The 21,229-nt window shown below is 55.7% G+C and carries 17 protein-coding genes and 1 pseudogene; 17 read left to right on the top strand and 1 reads right to left on the bottom strand.

Annotated elements, in window-relative coordinates:
* Nucleotides 1–53: 53 nt before the first annotated feature.
* From ACP7CZ_RS15245 to ACP7CZ_RS15235, 3 genes are all read left to right on the top strand, one after another.
* The gene (locus ACP7CZ_RS15245; protein ID WP_164919369.1) at nucleotides 54–203 is read left to right on the top strand and encodes a hypothetical protein; all 150 of its coding nucleotides are present in this window, start codon (nucleotides 54–56) and stop codon (nucleotides 201–203) included.
* 3 nt (nucleotides 204–206) lie between these two features.
* The gene (locus ACP7CZ_RS15240; RefSeq protein WP_054897996.1) at nucleotides 207–686 is read left to right on the top strand and encodes a hypothetical protein; all 480 of its coding nucleotides are present in this window, start codon (nucleotides 207–209) and stop codon (nucleotides 684–686) included.
* Between the two features lie 250 nt (nucleotides 687–936).
* Nucleotides 937–1,332 (top strand): hypothetical protein, encoded by a 396-nt coding sequence (locus tag ACP7CZ_RS15235; protein ID WP_072447133.1) that lies wholly within the window; start codon nucleotides 937–939, stop codon nucleotides 1,330–1,332.
* Between the two features lie 235 nt (nucleotides 1,333–1,567).
* Here the strand turns inward: ACP7CZ_RS15235 and ACP7CZ_RS15230 are convergent, their stop codons facing one another.
* Nucleotides 1,568–1,816, bottom strand: coding sequence for a DUF6124 family protein (locus ACP7CZ_RS15230; protein WP_181123918.1), 249 nt, complete (start codon nucleotides 1,814–1,816; stop codon nucleotides 1,568–1,570).
* 431 nt (nucleotides 1,817–2,247) lie between these two features.
* Between ACP7CZ_RS15230 and ACP7CZ_RS15225 the strand changes: the two are divergent.
* From ACP7CZ_RS15225 to ACP7CZ_RS15160, 14 genes and pseudogenes are all read left to right on the top strand, one after another.
* Nucleotides 2,248–5,553 (top strand): annotated as a pseudogene (locus ACP7CZ_RS15225) (DUF637 domain-containing protein); the annotation flags it as partial.
* A 3-nt stretch (nucleotides 5,554–5,556) separates the two neighbouring features.
* A complete protein-coding gene (locus ACP7CZ_RS15220; RefSeq protein WP_127880968.1) occupies nucleotides 5,557–5,946 on the top strand; it encodes a hypothetical protein in 390 nt (129 codons plus the stop codon).
* Nucleotides 5,947–6,078: 132 nt separating this feature from the next.
* Nucleotides 6,079–6,780 (top strand): transposase, encoded by a 702-nt coding sequence (locus tag ACP7CZ_RS15215; RefSeq protein WP_426174607.1) that lies wholly within the window; start codon nucleotides 6,079–6,081, stop codon nucleotides 6,778–6,780.
* 53 nt (nucleotides 6,781–6,833) lie between these two features.
* Entirely contained in the window at nucleotides 6,834–7,088 is a 255-nt protein-coding gene (locus tag ACP7CZ_RS15210; protein ID WP_146120443.1) for a hypothetical protein, read from the top strand.
* A gap of 83 nt (nucleotides 7,089–7,171) precedes the next feature.
* Nucleotides 7,172–7,873: a transposase gene (locus ACP7CZ_RS15205; RefSeq protein ID WP_294204672.1), complete on the top strand. Its 702-nt coding sequence runs from the start codon at nucleotides 7,172–7,174 to the stop codon at nucleotides 7,871–7,873.
* Between the two features lie 457 nt (nucleotides 7,874–8,330).
* The gene (gene leuA / locus ACP7CZ_RS15200; RefSeq protein ID WP_294204671.1) at nucleotides 8,331–10,025 is read left to right on the top strand and encodes a 2-isopropylmalate synthase; all 1,695 of its coding nucleotides are present in this window, start codon (nucleotides 8,331–8,333) and stop codon (nucleotides 10,023–10,025) included.
* Nucleotide 10,026: 1 nt separating this feature from the next.
* The gene (locus ACP7CZ_RS15195; RefSeq protein WP_054899116.1) at nucleotides 10,027–10,767 is read left to right on the top strand and encodes an AraC family transcriptional regulator; all 741 of its coding nucleotides are present in this window, start codon (nucleotides 10,027–10,029) and stop codon (nucleotides 10,765–10,767) included.
* A gap of 210 nt (nucleotides 10,768–10,977) precedes the next feature.
* Nucleotides 10,978–12,480, top strand: a complete 1,503-nt coding sequence (locus ACP7CZ_RS15190) for a TolC family protein (RefSeq protein ID WP_198790645.1) — start codon at nucleotides 10,978–10,980, stop codon at nucleotides 12,478–12,480.
* Nucleotides 12,477–13,649: an HlyD family secretion protein gene (locus tag ACP7CZ_RS15185; RefSeq protein ID WP_054918464.1), complete on the top strand. Its 1,173-nt coding sequence runs from the start codon at nucleotides 12,477–12,479 to the stop codon at nucleotides 13,647–13,649. The genes ACP7CZ_RS15190 and ACP7CZ_RS15185 overlap by 4 nt, the downstream gene beginning before the upstream one ends.
* Nucleotides 13,642–15,186: an MDR family MFS transporter gene (locus tag ACP7CZ_RS15180; protein WP_054918466.1), complete on the top strand. Its 1,545-nt coding sequence runs from the start codon at nucleotides 13,642–13,644 to the stop codon at nucleotides 15,184–15,186. Before ACP7CZ_RS15185 ends, ACP7CZ_RS15180 begins: the two co-directional genes overlap by 8 nt.
* A 461-nt stretch (nucleotides 15,187–15,647) precedes the next feature.
* Nucleotides 15,648–16,424, top strand: a complete 777-nt coding sequence (locus ACP7CZ_RS15175; protein WP_054898387.1) for a DUF3050 domain-containing protein — start codon at nucleotides 15,648–15,650, stop codon at nucleotides 16,422–16,424.
* A complete protein-coding gene (locus ACP7CZ_RS15170; RefSeq protein ID WP_089042406.1) occupies nucleotides 16,421–16,768 on the top strand; it encodes a DUF4437 domain-containing protein in 348 nt (115 codons plus the stop codon). Before ACP7CZ_RS15175 ends, ACP7CZ_RS15170 begins: the two co-directional genes overlap by 4 nt.
* 24 nt (nucleotides 16,769–16,792) lie before the next feature.
* The gene (locus ACP7CZ_RS15165; protein WP_072448457.1) at nucleotides 16,793–17,722 is read left to right on the top strand and encodes a diiron oxygenase; all 930 of its coding nucleotides are present in this window, start codon (nucleotides 16,793–16,795) and stop codon (nucleotides 17,720–17,722) included.
* 12 nt (nucleotides 17,723–17,734) lie between these two features.
* Entirely contained in the window at nucleotides 17,735–21,211 is a 3,477-nt protein-coding gene (locus ACP7CZ_RS15160) for an amino acid adenylation domain-containing protein (RefSeq protein WP_426174600.1), read from the top strand.
* Nucleotides 21,212–21,229: the final 18 nt, after the last annotated feature.

Raw genomic sequence — 21,229 nt, 5'->3', positions numbered from 1 at the left:
CTGATATTTGGGGTAAGACTACAGGGTCTATGGCTACTTGGAACGAGCAGGCTATGAAGCAGTTACGTGAAATAATACGTGCTCCCGGCGAGTTTAAGTCGGTGACAACAGAAAAAGGAATTCCATTTATAGAGAAACGTCTTGGCGACGGGCGTGGCATACGGTTGAATTTAGATGGGGCATTTAAAGGGTTTGTCGACTAATTTATGAAAGAGTTATATGAGGTTGTTCTAGGTGGTGTGGTTGAAGACGATATTATTATTCTTCTGAAGGATTTGGAGAGTCATTCGGAGCGCGTCGACGATGTGACAGCTTCAGAAGTGCTCGGTATTGCGAGTTGCTTGGGCCTTGATCAAAGTATGGTTGCGGAGCTTTGTCGTTTTGAAGGTGATGTTTGTGTGTCTGCTAAGTTGTATGGTTTTGATATTGTATCTGCTTCCTCCGATTTTTTTGTATTACTTAGAGTTGTAAAATGTGGGGGCGGTGTTGACGTAGAGCTGTGTTTTGACGATTCTGTTTTTAGTGATGTTGATAAAGTTATGCTTCTACTGCAGAAATATCTGAAAGAGATTTCTGATAGAGTTCGTATGAAGGAGTATTACGGAGGGATGGAGCCTGCTAAAGACTTAGGAACTCGGTACTTTACTGGCGAAATGTTAGGCCCTCTGGTTACGCGTTTTCGCTGACAGGTGGCAAAATGGGTGAGTATAAGCCTACATCCACGAAAACGACTTACGATCCAAAGGTTCTGCCGGATAGCAGGGTGGCTGATATGTCTAGTCGAGCGGCAGTCCAAGCCGAGTCTTTGTTTAAAACCAACCCAGCGTTGAGAGAAGCTAGTATTAAAGTTGATGGCTATCACTTCCAAGTGACACGTAATAGCAAGACAGGAGAAATAACAAATTCCTTTATCACTATGCCCCCGAGGACAAACTAATGGATAGCTTGGCTTGGCTTAAGAGGTTCAAGGAGTCATTTGCTTCAACTGGTCTGGACTATGAAGATCTTTACGAATTGATAGAGGCTTCTATGGCGAGGGGAAGGACTAATTTTCCAGCGTTCATCTATGACGCTTCGCAGGGATTTGGCTTCTCTGTGAGTGAAGGTTTTTTTTACGCCCTTGATCAGGACTGGGACGATCCAGAAAGTTTCAATGAGGTTAGTTTCTTTTTGGGCGAAGTGGAAACTTCAAGTATCCCAGTGCCTGACTACGTTTCCCTGATGAAAATTGCAGCAGATGTTTATTCTGCTTTCTTTCCTGATGATGGGGATGGCGTTCTAAGGTCTGCTGAAAGATTAGAAGAGCGTTACTCAAAAAAATTTTCAGTCTAGTTGGAGTGGAAAAGGAGCAGATTTATTTGATTGCTCTATTGGCGGTTTGCTGTTTAATAACGTGGTTTTATTTTTTGGTACCTGCTAGCTTTATAGTTAGCCAAAATGGATGTCTATAAGGCACCATTTTTTTGTAAGTATTCAATTGTTTAAATATAAGTGATAGATGGGCTAGGCCACGATATTTCGAATAAAACTGCGTAACCTATCCTCATCTATTTTTCTCCATTAAAAATCAGAGGGTTACTGGACTCGTTTTTTTCAGAGCATCGTTTACTAGAAGGTGCGCGCTTTCGATCAGCTGGGCCAACCCGAAGGTTTGAAGTCGCTGTGATCCGTTTGAGGAAAACGCCTGTTCATTCGCCATTGCTGATGCCGAAGCCAAAAGCTCACTCGCATTCACTAATGCTTCTTCGGAACTCAAGCCTGGCCGCACATTGAAAACACTGGCAGGAAAATCGTCATCATCTATTTGCGTGTTCATGAGCGACCCTCCGATGCACCACACATTGAATGAGCGTTAACGGTAGAGCGCGAACATCTCATCACGACTTTTACTTCAATAACTCGGCAGTTTCGATTTGTAGAAAACATCCACTCGATCCTCAGACAGTTAAGAGGCCACCACCTTCGTTGCGACACGAGTGGGTGGTGGACCGTGCGAGGGTCGCAAACCGGTGTCCGAGGGTACCGGCCGGGCAAAAGCCCGCCTCACACGGTCCACCATAGATGCGGTAAGCAGGCATAAAAAAAGCGCCTGCTACAGAGCTATGGCGCTACCGCGCCTCAGACTACTTCAGGTTGCGACACCCGGCCACAGGATTTACTGCGACGCCGAATCCTAGCCAAGTTACTTCCTATGGCTCAACCTCGGGAGGTCGTGGGAAAAGTCCGAAGCTCGTGATCACGGCAATACGTTTCAAAAATGATCCAGTTTTCCGACCGTCCGGCCAACGCTACATCAACGGCCTCGCCAGCGACGACGCACTGTTCCGCTACCTGATGGACAACGCCATCTCGTACAAGGACTCGCTCAACCTGCAACTGGGCGTGTCGCTAACTGCCGAGCAAGTCGCGGCACTGACCCACGACATCGTTTGGATGGAAGAAGCCGAGATCAACGGCCAGAAAGTCCTGACCCCCGTGCTTTACCTGGCCCAGGCCAACAACCGCCTGGCCCCCAACGGCGCGCTGATCCAGGGCCAGGACGTGAGCCTGGTCACCGGCGGCGACCTGCACAACAGCGGCACCCTGCGCGCCACCAATAACCTGAGCATGGTTGCCAACAACATCGACAACAGCGGCCTGATGCAAGCTGGCAACCGCCTGGAAATGCTCGCCACCGACTCGGTCCGCAACACCCGTGGCGGCATCATCAATGGCCGCGACATCAGCGCCACCGCCGTGATCGGCGACATCATCAACGAACGCACCGTCACCACCTTCAAACAGGACGGCCAGGGCTACCAACTGCGCAACGACGTGGCCAGCGAAGCCTCCCGCTTCGAAGCCACCGACACGCTCAAGCTGAACGCCGGCCGCGACGTGCTCAACCTCGGCAGCAACCTCAAGGCCGGTGGCAACGCCAGCGTAACCGCAGGGCGTGATGTGCTGATCGCCAGCCAGACCGAACAGGACGACTACGCCTACCAACGCCGTCGCATCAGCGGCACCGAGCAAACCATCCTGCAACACACCTCCGCCGTGGACGTGGGCGGCAACCTCGCCATCGACGCCCGCCGCGACATTGCCGTGGTCGCCAGCACCGTCAGCGCCGCCAAAGACCTCAGCGTCAAGGCCGGCGAAAACCTGACCCTGGCCGCCGCCGCCAACGAACAACACGACTACTCCAAAGGCAAAAAAGGCGGCACCAAAACCACTACTCAACTGGACGACGTCACCCAACAAAGCGCCGAACTCAAAGCCGGCGGCGACCTGATCGCCATCGCCGGCACCGACCTGACTTTGGTTGCCAGCAAGATCAGCGCAGGCAATGAAGCCTATGTGCATGCGGATAACGAACTGCAAATGCTGGCGGCGCAGGACAGTCATTACTCGCTGTATGACATGAGCAAGAAGGGCAATTGGGGCAGCAAGAAGACTCAGCGTGATGAAGTGACCGATGTGAAGAGTGTCGGGAGCGAGATCAAGACTGGGGGGGATCTGACACTGGAGAGTGGTGGGGATCAGAAGTATCAGGCGGCGAAGCTTGAGAGTGGTGGGGATATTGCGATTGTCAGTGGGGGGGCGGTTGAGTTTGAGGCGGTGAAGGATCTGCATCAGGAGAGTCATGAGAAGAGCAAGGGAGATGCGTTCTGGACATCATCAAAAGGTAAAGGCAATACAGATGAGACCCTGCGCCAGACCCAAATGGTGGCAGAGGGCAATATCGCGATCAAGGCGGTGGAAGGCCTGAAGATTGACGTCAGGCAGGTCAACCAGCAAACCGTCAGCCAATCGATTGATGCGATGGTCAAGGCCGATCCGCAGTTGGCCTGGATCAAAGACGCCGAAGCGCGTGGGGATGTGGACTGGAGGCAGGTCAAGGAGATTCACGACAGCTTCAAGTACAGCAACTCGGGGTTGGGGCCGGCGTCGCAGATCATTATTGCGATTGTGATGGCTGCATTTGTTGGACCTGCAGCTATGGGGGCAATGACCACCGCAGGTGCTGGTATTGGCGTCGCTGCTGGCACTGGCGCTATTGCCGCAGGTGCTGCGACTAATGCCACGGTGAGTGCGGTTAATAATCGCGGCAACCTCGGCGCGGTATTTAAAGATGTCACTTCGTCTGATGCGATGAAGGGATACGCAGTATCTGGCCTCACAGCAGGTTTCACGGCGGCATATTTTGACGGTTGGACGGGAAGTAAAACGACTCAAGCTTCCGGAAAAATCGACTTACAACTTAATACGCTGAAGGGCGTAGGGCAGTTTGCGGCCAACCAGACGCTACAGAACGGCACCTCGGCCGTGCTTAAAAAAGCGCTGGGGCAGGATGCCGATTTGGGTGATGCGCTCACCAGCGTTTTATTCAACACATTGGCGGCCACCAGCTTTAACGCAGTTGGTGAAATAGGTTTGAAGACGGGCAGTATCGAAAAAGTAGCTACCCACGCGCTCGTTGGTGGATTTATCGCGGAGGTGGCCGGAGGAGATTTTGTTAGCGGGGCTATCGCCGCCGGAGCTAACGAAGCACTGGCAAATCAGCTACGCCGCTTGGCTACCGATATAAGCCCTGAGAAGCGGGACGTCCTTCTAACCACCGCCGCTCAACTGATTGGTGTCGCTGCAGCAGCAGTTGTTGATGGTGGCGCCGACACGAAAAATCTTCAAGTTGCCGCATGGGCTGCTCAGAATGCCACCAATTACAACAGCTTAAATCATGAAGATGCCGCCGATTTTGTAGCAGATATGAATATCTGCGGGAAAGACGTGACATGCCAGCAGAAAACGTGGAAGGCAGGTAAGTACGACGATATCAGCCTCGGAAATTATGAAGAGGCCATGAAAACCGCTGGCCCGGCGTGGGCAAAGTCTCAGATAACAACGCTCGAAGGTGGTTTGTTTGCGCTTAAATCGCTCAACTGCCAAACAGATGTGTGTTTTAACTACAAGCAGACATTGGAGGCTAGGGCGTATGAGAATCTGGATAAGCTCCATACGTTGGTTAACACCTATGAACCTTATATTGCAGGCATAGCTGGTGGTGTTGCTGGAGGCGTGCGTCCTAGGCAACCTACGCTTCGAGAGGGTGAGACAGCAGGTGCGCAGGCTGGTAAATCAGAGGCGTACTGGAGTAAGGTTAAAATCGAAACTGGCGGTGTAAAAACACCCACAAGCTGGCAGGGGTCAGGCCCTGCGCCTGGGGTTTTAGGCTTGGAGCCGGGGTCTGTATCATCTAAAGCTATACAGAATTATTTTCCTAGTACAAAAAACGGTTCCATTGAGTTTGTTTTTGATCCTAAAACTAGCACTTTCGCTGTCGGTAAGCCTACCACTAACCTTGGGGGCTCTCCTCATCAACAGCTGGCAGAAACTATAAAGTCCGACGGATCGGCTCTAGTTGGTGGTATGTTTCGGCGAGGACCCAACGGGGAGGTGATAACGAATGAGTTTAGCGGGCACTACTGGAAAAATTGGACACCTGAGGTCAGAGCTAAGTTTGAGCAGACTCTTAAGCAGTACGATCTCAATGTCAAACATCATCCTGGAATGTAATGTATGAAAGATTCTGAGAGAATTATTTTGGATGGGGGGGGCGTAATTTGCAGATGTGAGTCTGGTCGCTGGAAGCTATCAAGCGATGAAGCTACATGGCCTTTGGTTAGCTCGTCAGATTTCAAAAGAGTTATCTCATTACTTGAGATACCTTTTGAAAGCGTTAAATTAGCTCTAGGACTAGACTTTCCCTACATGAGTGTTGTGAGGGTTGGATTGAGGCACGATTCTGATTATTGGATAAATCTTGCCATTTCTTGGGTCGCGCAAAGTTCGGCTCAAGAGGTCGCTTCCTTTGTAGAAGACCTGAAGAAGTTATCAGTAGATAAGGCTGTCTCACAAAGTAACCGACATTTGGCAAGAAAGGAACTAAAGCGTATTCTTAATGGTTAATTGATACAAGGCGCGCAGTATCCACTGCTAAGGAGTAGAGAAAAAAAGGGGACAGAAAAAAAGAGAAAAAAGGGGACAGATTTATTTTTTTCCATTTGCTAGGCTGTAATTCTCTAAGGAAGGAGGTTACCTATGCCCAGAGTGGGACGTGTCGTTTTGCCCAACTATCCTCATCATGTTGTACAGCGTGGTCACAACCGCCAGGTGGTCTTTGCTGCCGAGGAGGACTACCAGCGCTACGTGAGAGACCTTCGAGAGCTTAAGGACGCATTTGGCATAAAAATATACGCCTACTGTTTGATGACTAATCATGTCCATTTACTGGTTTCTCCGGGTAACTCGGTTGCAGGGCTAGGGCAGTTAATGAAGGCGCTCGCGGCTCGGGCCACTCGGTATCGAAACAGGTTAGAAGGGCGGACAGGTACATTATGGGAGGGACGGTATAAATCAAGCGTGGTGCAAACGGAGGCTTACTTGCTAGCTTGCTGCAGGTACATTGAATTAAATCCGGTTCGTGCATGCATGGTAGCTGACGCGGCGGATTATCCATGGTCAAGTTACAGTGCCCGCACAGGGCTGGTGCCTGATAGTGACTGGCTTGATGTTGATGCTTGTTTTTCCATATTGGGGGATACAACGCTGAAGCGCCGCGAAAATTATAAGTTATTTGTGAAGCAGTCCGTTTCGAGTGATGAGACGAAAATTATTCGTGAGGCGTTGCAACGGGGGCAGCTTACCGGAACTGCTCGTTTCATTGAAGAAGTTGAGAGGATTGCAGGCGTTCGTATTGAGCGCCGAGGGCAAGGGCGGCCAAGGTTGGATGGTGGTAAATAAATCTGTCCCCTTTTTGCTTTTTGTCGTGGTGTATCTAATATGGGAAGTAATAAGTGAAGCCAAAAACGGTAGGTTGGTACCTATTGGGTACGCTAGCTGTGTATTTTTTTCTGGTTTTTTTTGTGGTAGGTATTGTCGGTAATTTACTCGTGGCGACGATTGCATATTTCAAGCTGGGTCATTGGGCGCTTGAGGCTGGCGTTATCAATGCCTCTCTGAAAGTCGCTGCTTACTGCGGGGTTCCAGTAGGTGCGGGTATTTGGATGTTGTCATGGCTGAAAAGTCGTAAAGACAAAAAAAGGCACTAGTATTTGGAAGAAGTAGAAAAAGGGGACAGATTTATTTTTTCCCCATTTGCTAGGCTGTAATTCTCTAAGGAAGGAGGTTACCTATGCCCAGAGTGGGACATGTCGTTTTGCCCAACTATCCTCATCATGTTGTACAGCGTGGTCACAACCGCCAGGTGATCTTTGCTGCCGAGGAGGACTACCAGCGCTACGTGAGAGACCTTCGAGAGCTTAAGGACGCATTTGGCATAAAAATATACGCCTACTGTTTGATGACTAATCATGTCCATTTACTGGTTTCTCCGGGTAACTCGGTTGCAGGGCTAGGGCAGTTAATGAAGGCGCTCGCGGCTCGGGCCACTCGGTATCGAAACAGGTTAGAAGGGCGGACAGGTACATTATGGGAGGGACGGTATAAATCAAGCGTGATGCAAACGGAGACTTACTTGCTAGCTTGCTGCCGGTACATTGAATTAAATCCGGTTCGTGCATGCATGGTAGCTGACGCGGCGGATTATCCATGGTCAAGTTACAGTGCCCGCACAGGGCTGGTGCCTGATAGTGAATGGCTTGATGTTGATGCTTGTTTTTCCATATTGGGAGATACAACGCTGAAGCGCCGCGAAAATTATAAGGTATTTGTGAAGCAGTCCGTTTCGAGTGATGAGACGAGAATTATTCGTGAGGCGTTGCAACGGGGGCAGCTTACCGGAACTGCTCGTTTCATTGAAGAATTTGAGAGGATTGCAGGCGTTCGTATTGAGCGCCGAGGGCAAGGGCGGCCGAGGTTGGATGGTGGTAAATAAATCTGTCCCCTTTTTGGTCCTTTTTGGTCGGTCCCCTTTTTGGTCGTCACCCCCTTTTTGGTCGCTTTTTGCTCGTCCTGAACGTAACCTACAGGTATCCAATCAAGTGTGTTCAGAAAACCCGAGAGCCTTACACAGGTAAGGTTCTCGGGTTTTTTTTGCCCGTCAGAAATGTTTTCCCTGGCTCCCTCAGCCCGTTCATCCAAGCGATAGGTTCTTTTTTACTGATTTTGCCGGTAACTCCTGACTTCCGGTCTTTGATTGTTTGTTTTTATTTCTTTGCGCAATATTTTTTCGGTTTTTTTGAGCTTTTTGGATTTTTCTTTGGATTTTTTCATTCCGCAAACTCAACAACGCAATTTGTATCAAACTATGTTCGTTTAGTATTGGATCCAATCAGTCGGCATTGCCGGTGGTGTGTCTGACACAAACAAACTGCTGAAAAAGGAGAAACGCCATGATGCTCAAGGACCCTTCCCGCAAATATCGCCACTTCACCACGGTCAACCTGCCGGATCGCACATGGCCCAGCACTGTCCAGGCTGCTGCTCCCACCTGGTGCAGTGTGGATATGCGTGATGGCAACCAGGCTTTGATCGAGCCGATGAATGCCGAGCGCAAGCGGCGTTTCTTCGATTTGCTGGTGAAGGTCGGTTTCAAGCAGATCGAGGTGGGCTTTCCTGCCGCTTCGCAGACCGACTTTGACTATGTCCGTGAGCTGATTGAAAGCGGTTCGATTCCTGATGATGTGACGATTCAGGTCATGACCCAGGCGCGCAGCCACCTCATCGCACGCACGTTTGAGGCGTTGAAGGGCGCGCCTCGCGCCATCGTGCATGTTTACAATGCGACGGCGCCGGTGTTTCGGGACGTTGTCTTCAATGTGGACAAGGCGGGCTGCATCGAGATTGCTACCCAGGCAACACGAGAGATCAAGCAGCACATGGACGCGAACCCCGATACGCAGTGGACGTTCCAGTACTCCCCGGAAACCTTTTGCTTCACCGAGCTGGATTTTGCATTGCAGGTGTGTGAAGCGGTGACGGATACGTTCGGGCCGACCCCGAGCAACAAGATGATCCTGAATCTGCCCACCACCGTGGAGGTGTCTACCGCCAATGTCTTCGCCGACCAGATCGAATGGTTCTGCCGGCACTTCAGTCGCCGTGACAGTGTGGTCATCAGCGTGCATCCGCACAATGATCGGGGCACTGGAGTTTCCACCGCGGAGCAGGCGTGCCTGGCCGGTGCCGAGCGTGTCGAGGGCACGTTGTTCGGTAACGGTGAGCGTACCGGCAACGTCGATATCCTCACGCTGGCGATGAACCTCTACACCAGCGGCATCGATCCGCAGTTGGATTTCTCCGACATCCTGCACGTCCAGCGTGAGGTGGAGTTCTGCAATCAGTTGCCGACCCATCCTCGTCACCCTTACGCCGGTGAGTTGGTGTTTACCGCGTTCTCCGGCTCGCATCAGGACGCGATCAAGAAAGGCTTTGCGGCGCGCCAGGCCAATCCGCAGGGCATGTGGGAAGTGCCGTATCTGCCTATCGATCCTGCCGATATGGGCCGTAGCTATGAAGCGGTGATTCGCGTGAACAGCCAGTCGGGCAAGGGGGGAGTGGCCTATCTGTTGGAGCAGCACGGCATTGTGATGCCGCGTCGCTTGCAGATGGAGTTCAGCAGCTTGGTACAACAGGAAGCCGATGGCTCCGGCCAGGAAATCAGTGGCGAGATGATCCTTGCCTGCTTCACCCGGCATTACCTGGAGCAGGGCAAGCCTTACGCGTTACGAGCCCCCAAACTGGTGAGCGAGGGCGATGTGACTTACCTGGAGGCCACCCTTGAACAAGGTACACAGCGCATCGACTTGAGTGGCGAGGGCAACGGCCCGCTTGCGGCGCTGGTCGATGCGTTTGCCCAGCGTGGCATTAATTTTGATATCGCCGATTACCACGAACATGCCACCCGTGACGGTGCCCAGGCTGAGGCGTTGGCCTATGTGGAAATTCGCGTGGGCAACCAGTTGCTGTTCGGCGCCGCTCGCGATGGCAGTAGCCTGCTCGCTTCCCTCGAAGCGGTCACCAGTGCGGTCAATCGTGCATCGCGCCTGGGCCTGCTCAGCGTGGTGAATGCTGCGGTGCCGTCCTGAGATGAACGCGCATACCGCATTGGCGGCACTTGCCGGTAATTATGGCCACGGTGACATCGTGGCCTCGCATCGACATGACGAAGGCCAACTGGTCTACGCCATCAACGGCGTGATGCTTGTGTCGGTGGAGGAGACCACCTGGGTGGTACCTTCCGGGCATGCCCTGTGGGTGCCTTCAGGTTTGGAACATCAGATCCGCATGACCGGCGAAGTGCGCATGCGCACTTTGTTGATCTCACCGGGAGCGCACCGTCGTTTGACGGAGGAGTGCGAGGTCATCAGGGTTTCACCCTTGCTGCGCGAGCTGATTGTGGCCGCCGGCGATGAGCCTGACAGCCACCCGGCGTCGTTGCGGCATGTACAGATTGTCGAGCTGATTTTCTCGGAACTTGACCGTGCGCAAAGGGTGCTGGCTCACGTGCCGATACCGGACGAGCCTAGGCTCAAGTCTCTGTGTGCGGACTTTATCGACAACCCTTCTCAGGAGTCGAAACTGGAGAGTTGGGCGGTGCAACTCAATATGAGTTCACGCACCTTGGCTCGGCTGTTCCAGAAAGAGTTGGGCATGAGTTACGGCGAGTGGCGCAAGCGCACGCGGCTGCTGCTCAGCATGCAGCGGCTGGCCAGTGGTGCCTCCATCCTTGAAGTGGCATTGGAGCATGGTTATCAGAGTCCGAGTGCATTTACCGCGATGTTCAAACGCACCATGGGCTACACCCCGAGTAACTGTCGCTTGGTCTGAATCTGACTGGCGATAGCACCACCTCCTTTTGAACATGGCCCCGCCTCCAGGCAGGGCCATGTTTACCTGTGCCTGGTGTATGGAGCCTGCGGCGCAGAGGGCGCGCCGGCACATTGTCCCAATCGAAACGATGGTTGTCTGGAACTCGGGAGATGCGCAACCGGTTGCTCTCTTACCCTGCGTCTCTACTTGGCATTCTGGATTTCTTCGATGGGTTCGCCTTCTCTTTTCCCACGGCATTACCGTCTTTCGCTGCTTGGCATGGCGGTGGCGTTGTTGGCGGGTTGTTCGTCCTGGGTCGCCCATACACCGGCACAGCCACATCCGGAACGCATCAATGCCCTGAGCCACCTGCCCCAAGGTGTCTCGGACCAAGTGTTACCTGAGCGCTGGTGGCAGTTGTATAACGATCCGCAACTCGATGCGCTGGTGCAACAGGCGTTACTGCACAACCGCGACCTGGCGGCGGCCCAGGCCCATGTGCAAGCGATGCTGGCCGGGATCCAGCAGGCCGATGCCGAGCGCTGGCCGTCCACCCAGGCGTCGCTGGGGGCCGCTTATGGCAAGACGACCGATGACCAGACGCTGGCCAAGGCCACCGATAGCCATGCGCCGTCAGAATGGGCATTCAACCCAGGCTTCGAGCTGGCTTATCAAGTGGATGTGTGGGGCCAGGTTCAGCGCACCATTGAACGTGCCCACGTGCAAACCGCAGCGGCGCAGGATGCCGAGGACTTGCTGCGCATCACGGTCGTGGCGCAAACCACTCGCGCCTATGTGAATGCCTGCGCCCTGGGGGCGCGTGCCAAGGTACAGCGCCATTCGTTGGACGTGGTCGGGCATAGCCTGGCGTTGACCGATCGCCAGCGCCAGGCCGGTGTGGTGACAGACCTTGAATACAGCCGCATGCAAGCCCTGCAAGGCGAAACCCAGGCGTTGCTGCCGATGTTGGAGGCGCGTCGACAAGCCGCGCTCTACGAATTGGCCATGCTGACCGGCGTCGCTGAACTGGACCAAGGCTCTGGCGCCGCAACGTGTGAAGTGGTGCCCCAACTCAATGCCGAGTTGCCGGTGGGTGATGGCTGGCAACTATTGGCGCGCCGCCCCGACATACGTCAGGCCGAGCGCGCGTTGCAGGCGGCCACGCTGCAAGTGGATATCGTCCAGGCCGACCTGTACCCCAAGGTGACCTTCGGCGCTTCAGTGTCCTCCTCGGCCAACAAACCCCATGAGCTGGGGGACAGCAGTGCGGTGATGTTCGGCATCGGCCCACTGATTACCTGGCAGTTCCCTAATTGGCAGGCCAACCGCGCGCGGGTCAAGCAGGCACGGGCACTCGAGCAGGTGGAGGTCGCGCAGTTCGAGGCCAGCGTCCTCAAGGCCCTCAAGGAGGTGCGCCAGGCCCTGGCGTTGTACGACGGCGAACGGCAGCGCCACGCGGCCTTGAGCCGGGCGCTGGACAGCAGCCGCCAAGCCTACAAGTTGGCCCAATTCAACTACGACGCCGGTTCTATCGACTTTCTCGACGTGCTGGACAGTGAGCGTGAACTGATCCGCTTGCAGGCCACGCGCGCCGACGCCGATGGCCAGTTACTGCAACGCCAGATCGACCTATTCCGTGCCCTTGGTGGCGGTTGGCAGTCCGGCGCCGTCGATACCCCGGCCGCTGCGCCCACCCACGCGTCTATCCCTTCTTCCGGTACCCAGCCATGAATATCGCCGTTGATGAAAAAACTGCTGTCCAGGACGAGCAGGAGAATGTGCTCGAGCAACTTATGCATGCGCGTAAGCAACGGCGCAAAAGAAACCTGATCCTGCTGGGCGGCGCCGGGTTGTTGATCGCGGCGGTGGTGTTCGGCGTGTACTGGATGACCGTCGGCCGCTATCTGGAGCAGACCGATGATGCGTATGTGCGGGCCGACTGGATCCCCATCAGCCCGAAAGTCTCAGGCTACGTGGCCGAGGTGATAGTAGAGGATGATCAGCCGGTCAAGGCAGGGGATGTGCTGGTACGCATCGAGGACCGTGACTACCAGGCCCGCTTGGCACAAGCCCGCGCAGAACTGGCCGAGACCCAGGCCTCGGTGGCAGCGCAAGAGGCCAACTTGACAGTCACTGACAGCCTGATCGCCCAGCAAAAGGCCGGGGTTGCCCAGGCTGAGGCCCATGCTCGCAGTGTGGCCGCTGAGTTACGCCGCGCAAGCCTTGACCAGCGTCGCTACGAAGGCTTGGTGCGCGAACATGCTGCCAGCACGCAGCGTCTGGAAACGGCCGCCGCCAGTTACACCCAGGCCAATGCTGCGGTGGAAATTGCCAAGGCGATGCAACGCCAGCAGGAAACCCGCTTGACCGTGGCCACCACCCGCCGTCAACTGGCCCAGGCTTCGCTCCAGCAGCAGATAGCCCGGCGCAGCCAGGCCGAGGCGCAGTTGAACCTGGCGACGCATGCGTTGGAGGACACCTTGATCCGCTCACCCATCGACGGCGTGGTGGGGCAGCGCAAAGTCCGTACCCGCCAATACGTCGCGCCAGGGTTGCCACTGCTGGCGGTGGTGCCTTTGCAGCAGGCTTACGTCGTGGCCAACTACAAAGAAACTCAATTGCGCGATATGCGTGCCGGCCAACCGGTGGATATCAGCGTCGACAGTTATTCGGGGCGCAAGCTCAAAGGCCATGTGGTGAGCTTCTCGCCAGGCTCCGGGGCGGTGTTCGCACTGTTGCCGTCGGACAACGCTACCGGCAACTTCACCAAGATCGTGCAACGCTTTCCAGTCAAGATCGTCATTGATGAGCATGACGAAGGCGGGCCCATCCTGCCGGGCATGTCGGTGATCACCACGGTGGACACCCGCCCAGCTGAGCAGGGCGCTGCACATGACTGAAGCGGCTGAAAAGAGCGTCTCCTTTCGCGCCTGGGTGGCGGTGATCGGGGGGCTGTTCGGCTGTTTCATGGCCGGCATGAACGTGCACGTGACCAGCGCCGCGCTGCCGGAGATCGAAGGCTCCCTGGGCGCGACGTTCGAGGAAGGCTCGTGGATTTCCACCGCCTACCTGGTCGCGGAAATCGTGATGATCCCGCTGACCGCCTGGTTGGTGCAGGTGTTCTCTCTGCGACGTGTGATGCTCGTGGGCTCGTTTGTATTTTTGGTGGCGTCCATTGCCTGCTCCTGGGCGCCCAACCTGGAAGTGATGATCATCATTCGGGTAATCCAGGGCGCTGCCGGCGCAGTGCTGATTCCCTTGTCATTCCAGCTGATCATCACTGAACTGCCGCCCAGCAAGATCGCGATGGGCATGGCGCTGTTCGCGTTGTCCAACAGCGTCGCCCAGGCCGCCGGGCCGTCCATTGGCGGCTGGCTGACCGATGCCTATTCCTGGCGCTGGATCTTCTACCTGCAACTGGCCCCCGGCATTCTCTTGCTGTTGGCGGTGGCATGGTCGATCGATGCCAAGCCCATGCAGTTGAGCCTGCTCAAGCGCGGCGACTGGGGCGGGATCATCGCCATGATCGTCGGCCTGGGTGGCTTGCAGATCGTGCTGGAAGAAGGTGGCCGCAAGGACTGGTTCGGCTCCGATTTCATTGTATGGATGTCACTGATTGCCGGCGTTGCCTTGGTGTACTTCGTGCTGTCGCAGTTGTATGGCAGTCGCTCCTTCATCAACCTGCGCCTGCTCAAGAGCTACAACTTCGGCGTGGCCAGCGCAGCGATGTTCATCTTTGGCGCGGCCACCTTCGGCCTGGTGTTCCTGGTGCCCAATTACCTGTCTCAGTTGCAGGGCTACAACGCCCGGGAGATTGGCATCAGCCTGATCGCCTACGGCATGGTGCAACTGGTACTGGCGCCGTTCATGCCGCGCTTGATGAAGTGGCTCAACCCGAAACTGATGGTTGCCAGTGGCTTTTTCATCATGGCCCTGGGGTGCTATCTCGGCGCGCACCTGGACGTGGACAGCGCCGCCAACGTGATTATTCCGTCCACCGTGGTACGGGGCATCGGGCAGCCGCTGATCATGGTGGCGCTTTCCGTGCTGGCGGTGTCTGGCCTGGCCAAAGATGAAGCCGGCTCGGCCTCGGCCTTGTTTTCCATGCTGCGTAACTTGGGTGGTGCCGTGGGCACGGCGGGCCTGACGCAGATCGTGGCCATGCGCGAGCGCTTTCACTCTGAGCGGGTAGGGGAGTCGATCACCCTGTTTTCCCCGGCCTTTCAGGAGCGCCTGCGCGCCAGCATGGCCGACAGCGAGGCTTTTATCTTCAACCAGCTATTACCCGCTCAACAGCAGGTCCTTGAGGGCTTGATCCACACCGTGCGTCGTGAGGCGTACCTGATGGCCTACAGCGATGCGTTCTATGTGTCCTGTATTGCTTTGATCTTGTGCGGGGTCGCGGCCCTGGCATTGCGCCAATCAGCAAAGAACTGAACTCATTACTGCCCGCAGGTAATACGCGGGCGCTTATCAGCGGTAAGAGGGAACTTGAATGGTAAAAAGGCGAATGGCCGCGTTCATAGACTAGTTAATTGCTAACTTAGCAATTCCATACAGTTTGTTTGCACTCCCTTGAGGGGTGTTAGCTAACTATTGCCTGGCGAAGTTGATTTTATTAACTTCGGTCGGGCTTCTGTTTTTGTGGGTTTTACAACTTGGAAATAAATTGTATTAATTTTCCAAAAAACACTTGCTGATCATCATGAACTTCCTCTAAGTTTCGTCTTGCTTCGACGGCTGACCTTCGGGTCACGGAAGCATAACCGTACAACTTAATTGAATAAGACTCTAGCACTGGCCAAGAACGGCGAGGCAGGCCTGCTTATGCCTGAAAAAAGGTAAGCGGGTATCTCTCGAGTGGTCAGCGTTAACTAAAGCCTGATAAGGAGCGCAACATGGAAGATAAAAAGACGCTGTTGAACGCCAAGAAAGTAGAGCTGGGCAATCATCGGATCTTTGCTGAAATCAATTCGCTGCCGGTCCTGCGCGCCTTTATGGAAACCCATGTGTTTGCGGTGTGGGATTTCATGTCCCTGGCCAAGCGCCTGCAACAGGACCTCACCTGTACTCGCCTGCCTTGGCTGCCTCCCGTGGACCCGGCGGCCGCGCACCTGATCAACGAAATCATCCTGGGCGAAGAGTCCGACCAGAACTTGCAAGGCGGTCACTACAGCCACTTCGAACTCTACCTGCATGCCATGCGCGAAGTCGGCGCCAGCACCGACAAGATCGAACACTTTGTCAAACTGATGCGCGAAGGCGTCGATCTGAAAACGGCCTTGAGCCGTTGCGGTGCAGGCCTGGCAGCGTCGGCTTTCGTCACTGACACCATCGAAACCGCCATCAACGCTTCCACCCACAGTGTGGCTGCTGCGTTTTTGCATGGCCGTGAAAGTGTCATCCCGCAGATGTTCCAGCGCATTCTGGACGATTGGGATATCACCGCAGACGACGCGCCAACCTTTCGCTATTACCTGCAGCGCCACATCGAAGTCGACTCGGAAGACCACGGCCCGGCGGCAGAAAGCCTGTTGGCGCGCCTGGTCAATGGCGATGCGCAGCGTCAGGAAGAGGTCTACGTATCGGCTATCGCGGCGGTACAAAGCCGCCTGGCGTTGTGGGACAACCTGCGCGTGGCCATGGGCGAAACGGTCAGTGAGTGCGTGGCATGAACTTCGAAGTGATCGAGGCCGACCAGGCCCAATGGTTTGAGGTGACCTCTGAACGCGGTATCACGCTGACCGTCTTCAAAGACACATTGGACCCTGTTACGAAAACTGGAGTGCGTACACGTCTGGTACGTTTTCACCCTGGGGGCGGCACCCGTGAAATCTATACCCATGATTATCACGAAGAAGTGTATTTGATTGACGGCGACCAGACAGAGCAGGCCAGTGAGGGGCGCCCGGAGAAAACTTACCGCGACGGTAGTTACTTCTTCAGGGCCGCACACACGGAGCACGGGCCGTTTAATTCGAAAGACGGATGCCTGTTGTTTGAAGTGCACTACTACTGAGTATCATGAATAAAGGAAGTAGTCATGAGAGCTGAAGCATATCAATCGTTTTCCGAGTCGTGGGAGGAAAGGGCGACCATTCGGACGCGCCCGAGACGACGCTTGGAAGATGACGAAAAGTTAATATTTCCGACCAGTCGTCAACCATTGGTCATGAGCGCTACCTTTATGCAGAAGTGTAGTCACTTACAGCATTTTGTTCTCGTTCAGAGCTTGTATAAGTTCATTAATGATGTGGTGATTTTCGAAACCGAAATTGTCGACAAGACCGCCAGGAGCATTGCGAAAGATAACTTCGCTATCCGCTTTCCGTTTGCGTGCCGTTACGACGCGATGACCGTGGTCGTCGATGAGGACTATCACGCGCTAGTGGCGATGGACTACATGCAACAGACCATCGAGTTGACGGGCATCGAACCCATCACCTTGCCAGCGGAAATCGAGCTCAGCCGTTCTATCCCCAAGGCATTGGCCATGGCGCCCGCGCACCTCAAGGCTGCTGTCGAGCTGATCTGCGTGGCCATTGCGGAAAACACCCTGACCAACGATGTTGCCGCGTTTGCCCGCGACGACTCGGTCAAGGCATCGGTCAAGGGGTTGATGGCCGACCACTTGGCGGATGAGGGTCGACATTCGGGCTTTTGGGCCAAGTTGACGCGCATTTACTGGAATACCGCGAGCGAAGAGGACAAACGTGTGCTGGCCTCGATCATGCCGGTGTTCTTGGGTGAGTACCTGACCAACGAGATCCAGCAGGGGTTTGATTTCGCGCTGATCGAGCAACTGCCGGTGAACCCCAGCGTCAAGGCGGCGTTGCGTGAAGAGGTCGAAGGCATGAGTTTTCCGATCACGCCGTCTCACCCGCTGGTAGGCAACATCGTCCGATTCTTCAAACACAGCGGCCTGCTCGACGCTCCCTGCATGCAGGAAGCGCTCGCCGATTATCTGCGCTAGAGGACAACTTCGATGAGACATCTTGATATCGTTTTGTGCGGGCGCAGCCATGCGCTCGCCTGCCTTACGCAAGAGTTGGAACAGATGGGGCACACCGCCCGCTTGTTGACCAGCGATAACGCCATTGAGCTTTGCCAGTTATCGGCGCCGGACGTGCTGATAGACGACGCCAGCACGGCGCAACTCCCGCACTATCCGTCGTGTCATCGCCTATCTTTGCGGGCGCAGGCTGACGATGACAGTGATGTTCTCGCGCCACTGCGGGTGGACTGCCTGTGGCGTCCTGGCGATGGCGACTGGATGCTGCTGGGGCGTCGTGAAGTCAGCGCCTCCCTCGCCGGCAACGGTGCCGACCGGGCACGTGAAGCGATAGCGCAAGTGGTAGAGATGGCCAGTGTGCACATCGGGCGTTTCTCACGCAGTGCTGACTATCTTGAGGCGCCCCGTGAGCCGGTGCAGGCGATTGATCGCTTGTCGAGCCTGACCCTGTTGGATGGCCTGGCCTGGCGTCATCGCCACAATGCGAGCGCTAATACCGGCATTCTGGAGGAGGCCAGGCGCCCCTTTGTGCAGCGCTTGGCCGATAGCCTGTTGGCCAACGCCGAGCGCAACGCCCTGAAAGTGCAAGGGCGGGGTATGTCCTATGCGCAACTGCACGCTTATAGCGTTGCGATCCAGGAACGCTTGCAACCCTTGCTTGAAACCTCGACCCCAGGGTTGACGGTGGTCGGCATCTCGTTGCCCAAAGGCACTGCGCTCTATGCAGCGATCCTGGCGGTGATTGGTTGCGGTGCGGTGTACCTGCCGTTGGACCCGAACCATCCTGTCGAACGCCGTGCGGCCATCCTCAAGCATGCCGGTGCCAGCCTGCTGATCCAGGACACCGAGGCAGACAACCCGCTACCGGGCCTGGCTACCCTGGATATTGGCCATCTGGACTTCTTCCACCACGGCGCCAAGGGCTACAGCCGTGTCGCCCTGGCCCCGGATCAGAGCCTGTTGCGCGTAGCGCTGGATGGTTCGGCACCCTGTGTGGCGATCTACACGTCCGGTACCACCGGCCAACCCAAAGGCGTGTTGCTCACAGTCGACAACTTGAGCCACTTCTGTGCGTGGTATGCCCGTTACGTGGAACTGGACCGCCATAGCCGCGCCCTGCAGTTCTCGACCATCAATTTCGATGCATCGCTGCTGGATATCTTCCCGACGCTGATCCAGGGTGGCGAGTTGATCGTGCCCACCGAAGACCAACGCCGCGACCCGGTGGCGCTTGCTGAGTTGATCCAACAGGAGCAGGTCACCCACGCCTTTTTGCCGCCGGCTTTGCTCAGCATCATCCAGCTTGAATCGCTGTACGGCATGCAGCACTTGGTGACGGGCGGCGATGTGTGCGAACCCCACGTGATCGAACAACTGGTTGGCCATTGTGCACTGCACAACATCTATGGCCCCACCGAGACCACGGTGCTCGCCACCTGCCGTACCTTCCAACGGGGGGACAACAATCGCAACCTGGGCGTACCGATTGCCAATACCGCGATTTACCTGCTGGATGAGCACGGCCAACCGGTAGGCGAAAATGACAGCGGTGAAATCCACATCGCCGGGCCAGGGGTGGGCGCCGGTTACCTGGGCGCCTTGCAAATGACGGCCGAACGCTATCGGCTGCACGAGTTGCCCGATGGCCAGTGGGTGCGCCTCTACCGTACCGGTGACCTGGCGCGTTGGACCGAGGAGGGCATCCAGATCATCGGGCGCCTGGATAACCAGGTGAAGATCCGCGGTTTTCGGGTGGAGCCGGAAGAGATCGAACACCTGCTGCAATCGAGCCAGTTGTTCCGGCAACTGGCGGTGGTCATCGATCACCAGCGCCGCATCCTGACGTTTTTCTCCCAGCCTCAAGAGGGCGAGGGCCAGGCGGCCAGTGAGCAGTTGCAGGCCTATGCGCTCAAGCATTTGCCCGACTACATGCGCCCCAGCGCCTATTGCCTGCTGGACCGGTTGCCGGCCACGGCTAATGGCAAGGTCGACCGCAGGGCCCTGAGAGACCTGCCGGTCAACTACAAGACGCAAGGGCCGCGCCTGGCGCCCCAGAACGCCACCCAGGCGCAGTTGCTGGAGCTGTGGTCCAGGCTGCTCGACTTGCCTGGGCCGGACATTTCCGTAGATGACAGTTTCTTCAATCTGGGTGGCCATTCGATCCTGTTGTCGCAGATGCTCATGGGGATTCGCGAGGCGTTCGGCAAAGGAGTCTCGATCAACCGTTTTATTGAGCAACCCACCTTGGTCAACCTCGCCAACCTGATCGAGCAGGACGTCGAGGCCACTGCTACGGTCAGTCCGCAGGCGCTGCAAGACGCCATGATCCGGCCTGAGCTGGAGGTACTGCCCATCAGTCGATTGGGCAACGTACATAAAGTCATCGTGACCGGCTCCAACGGGTTCCTGGGTGTGCATATCGTCGAGGCCCTGCTGGAACTGGGCAGCACCGAAGTGGCGTGCCTGGTGCGCGAGTCCGGCGGCATGAGCGCGCAAGAGCGCTTCGAGGATGCGCTGATCCAGAACCGCCTCGAACATCTGGACCTGAGCCGGGTCAAGGTCCTGGCGGCGGATATCAGCAAGCCGCGCCTGGGGTTGTCCGAGCAGGACTATGAATGGCTGGATCGTGAATACGGCGTGTTGATCTACAACGCGGCCAACGTCAACCACGTGCTCGACTACGAGTCGCTGGTCAAGGACAACGTCACGCCGGTGCTGGAATGCCTGCAATTGTGTGAAGGGCGCAGCAAGAAAATTTTCAACTTCATTTCCACCCTGTCGGCCTCCAGCACGGTGGACGAGCAGGGCCGGGTATTGGAAGAACCGCCTGCCTTCACGCCGCCCATCTACATCCGCAATGGTTACAACCTCTCCAAATGGGTGGCTGAGCGCATCTTGTGGAACGCCAGTGAGTCGGGGGGGTGGGTCAATCTCTATCGCCCTGGAAACATCGCGTTCAATACGCGAACCGGTGTGTGCCAGCCTCATCAGAACCGTTTGATGCTGATGCTCAAAGGCTCCTTGCAGCTTAAGCAAGTGCCCGAACTGGCGCTCAACTTCGACCTGATGCCGGTGGACTTCCTCGCACGCTTCATTGCGTTTCACGCCAGCCGTCATAACCGCACCAAAGCGGTGTTCAACTTGCACAACCCGCTGCCTTTGACATGGGCTCACTATCTGGATGCGTTCCGCGCGGCCGGTCACGATTTCCAGATGGTCCCGGTGACACAATGGCAGCAACGCCTGTCGGCCATCGACAGTGATAACGCGTTGTTCGGCGTGGTCGGTTTTTACCTCAATGGATTTGAAGAAGACATTGGCGATATCTCGATGATCGAGTACCGCAATGCACTCTCAGGCATCCAGAGCATGGGCGAAGACTACCCAGCCAAGAACAGTGAGTTGCTGCAAAAAGGCTGTGACTACCTCAAGCAAATCGATTTCATCTGAGCAAAAAAAAGGAGCTTA

Source organism: Pseudomonas sp. DWP2-2 (genome assembly GCF_049897065.1).
Classification (GTDB): Bacteria; Pseudomonadota; Gammaproteobacteria; order Pseudomonadales; family Pseudomonadaceae; genus Aquipseudomonas; species Aquipseudomonas paracarnis.
The sequence above is the reverse complement of the archived record's forward strand: the minus strand, read 5'-3'. Positions and strand labels throughout refer to the sequence as shown.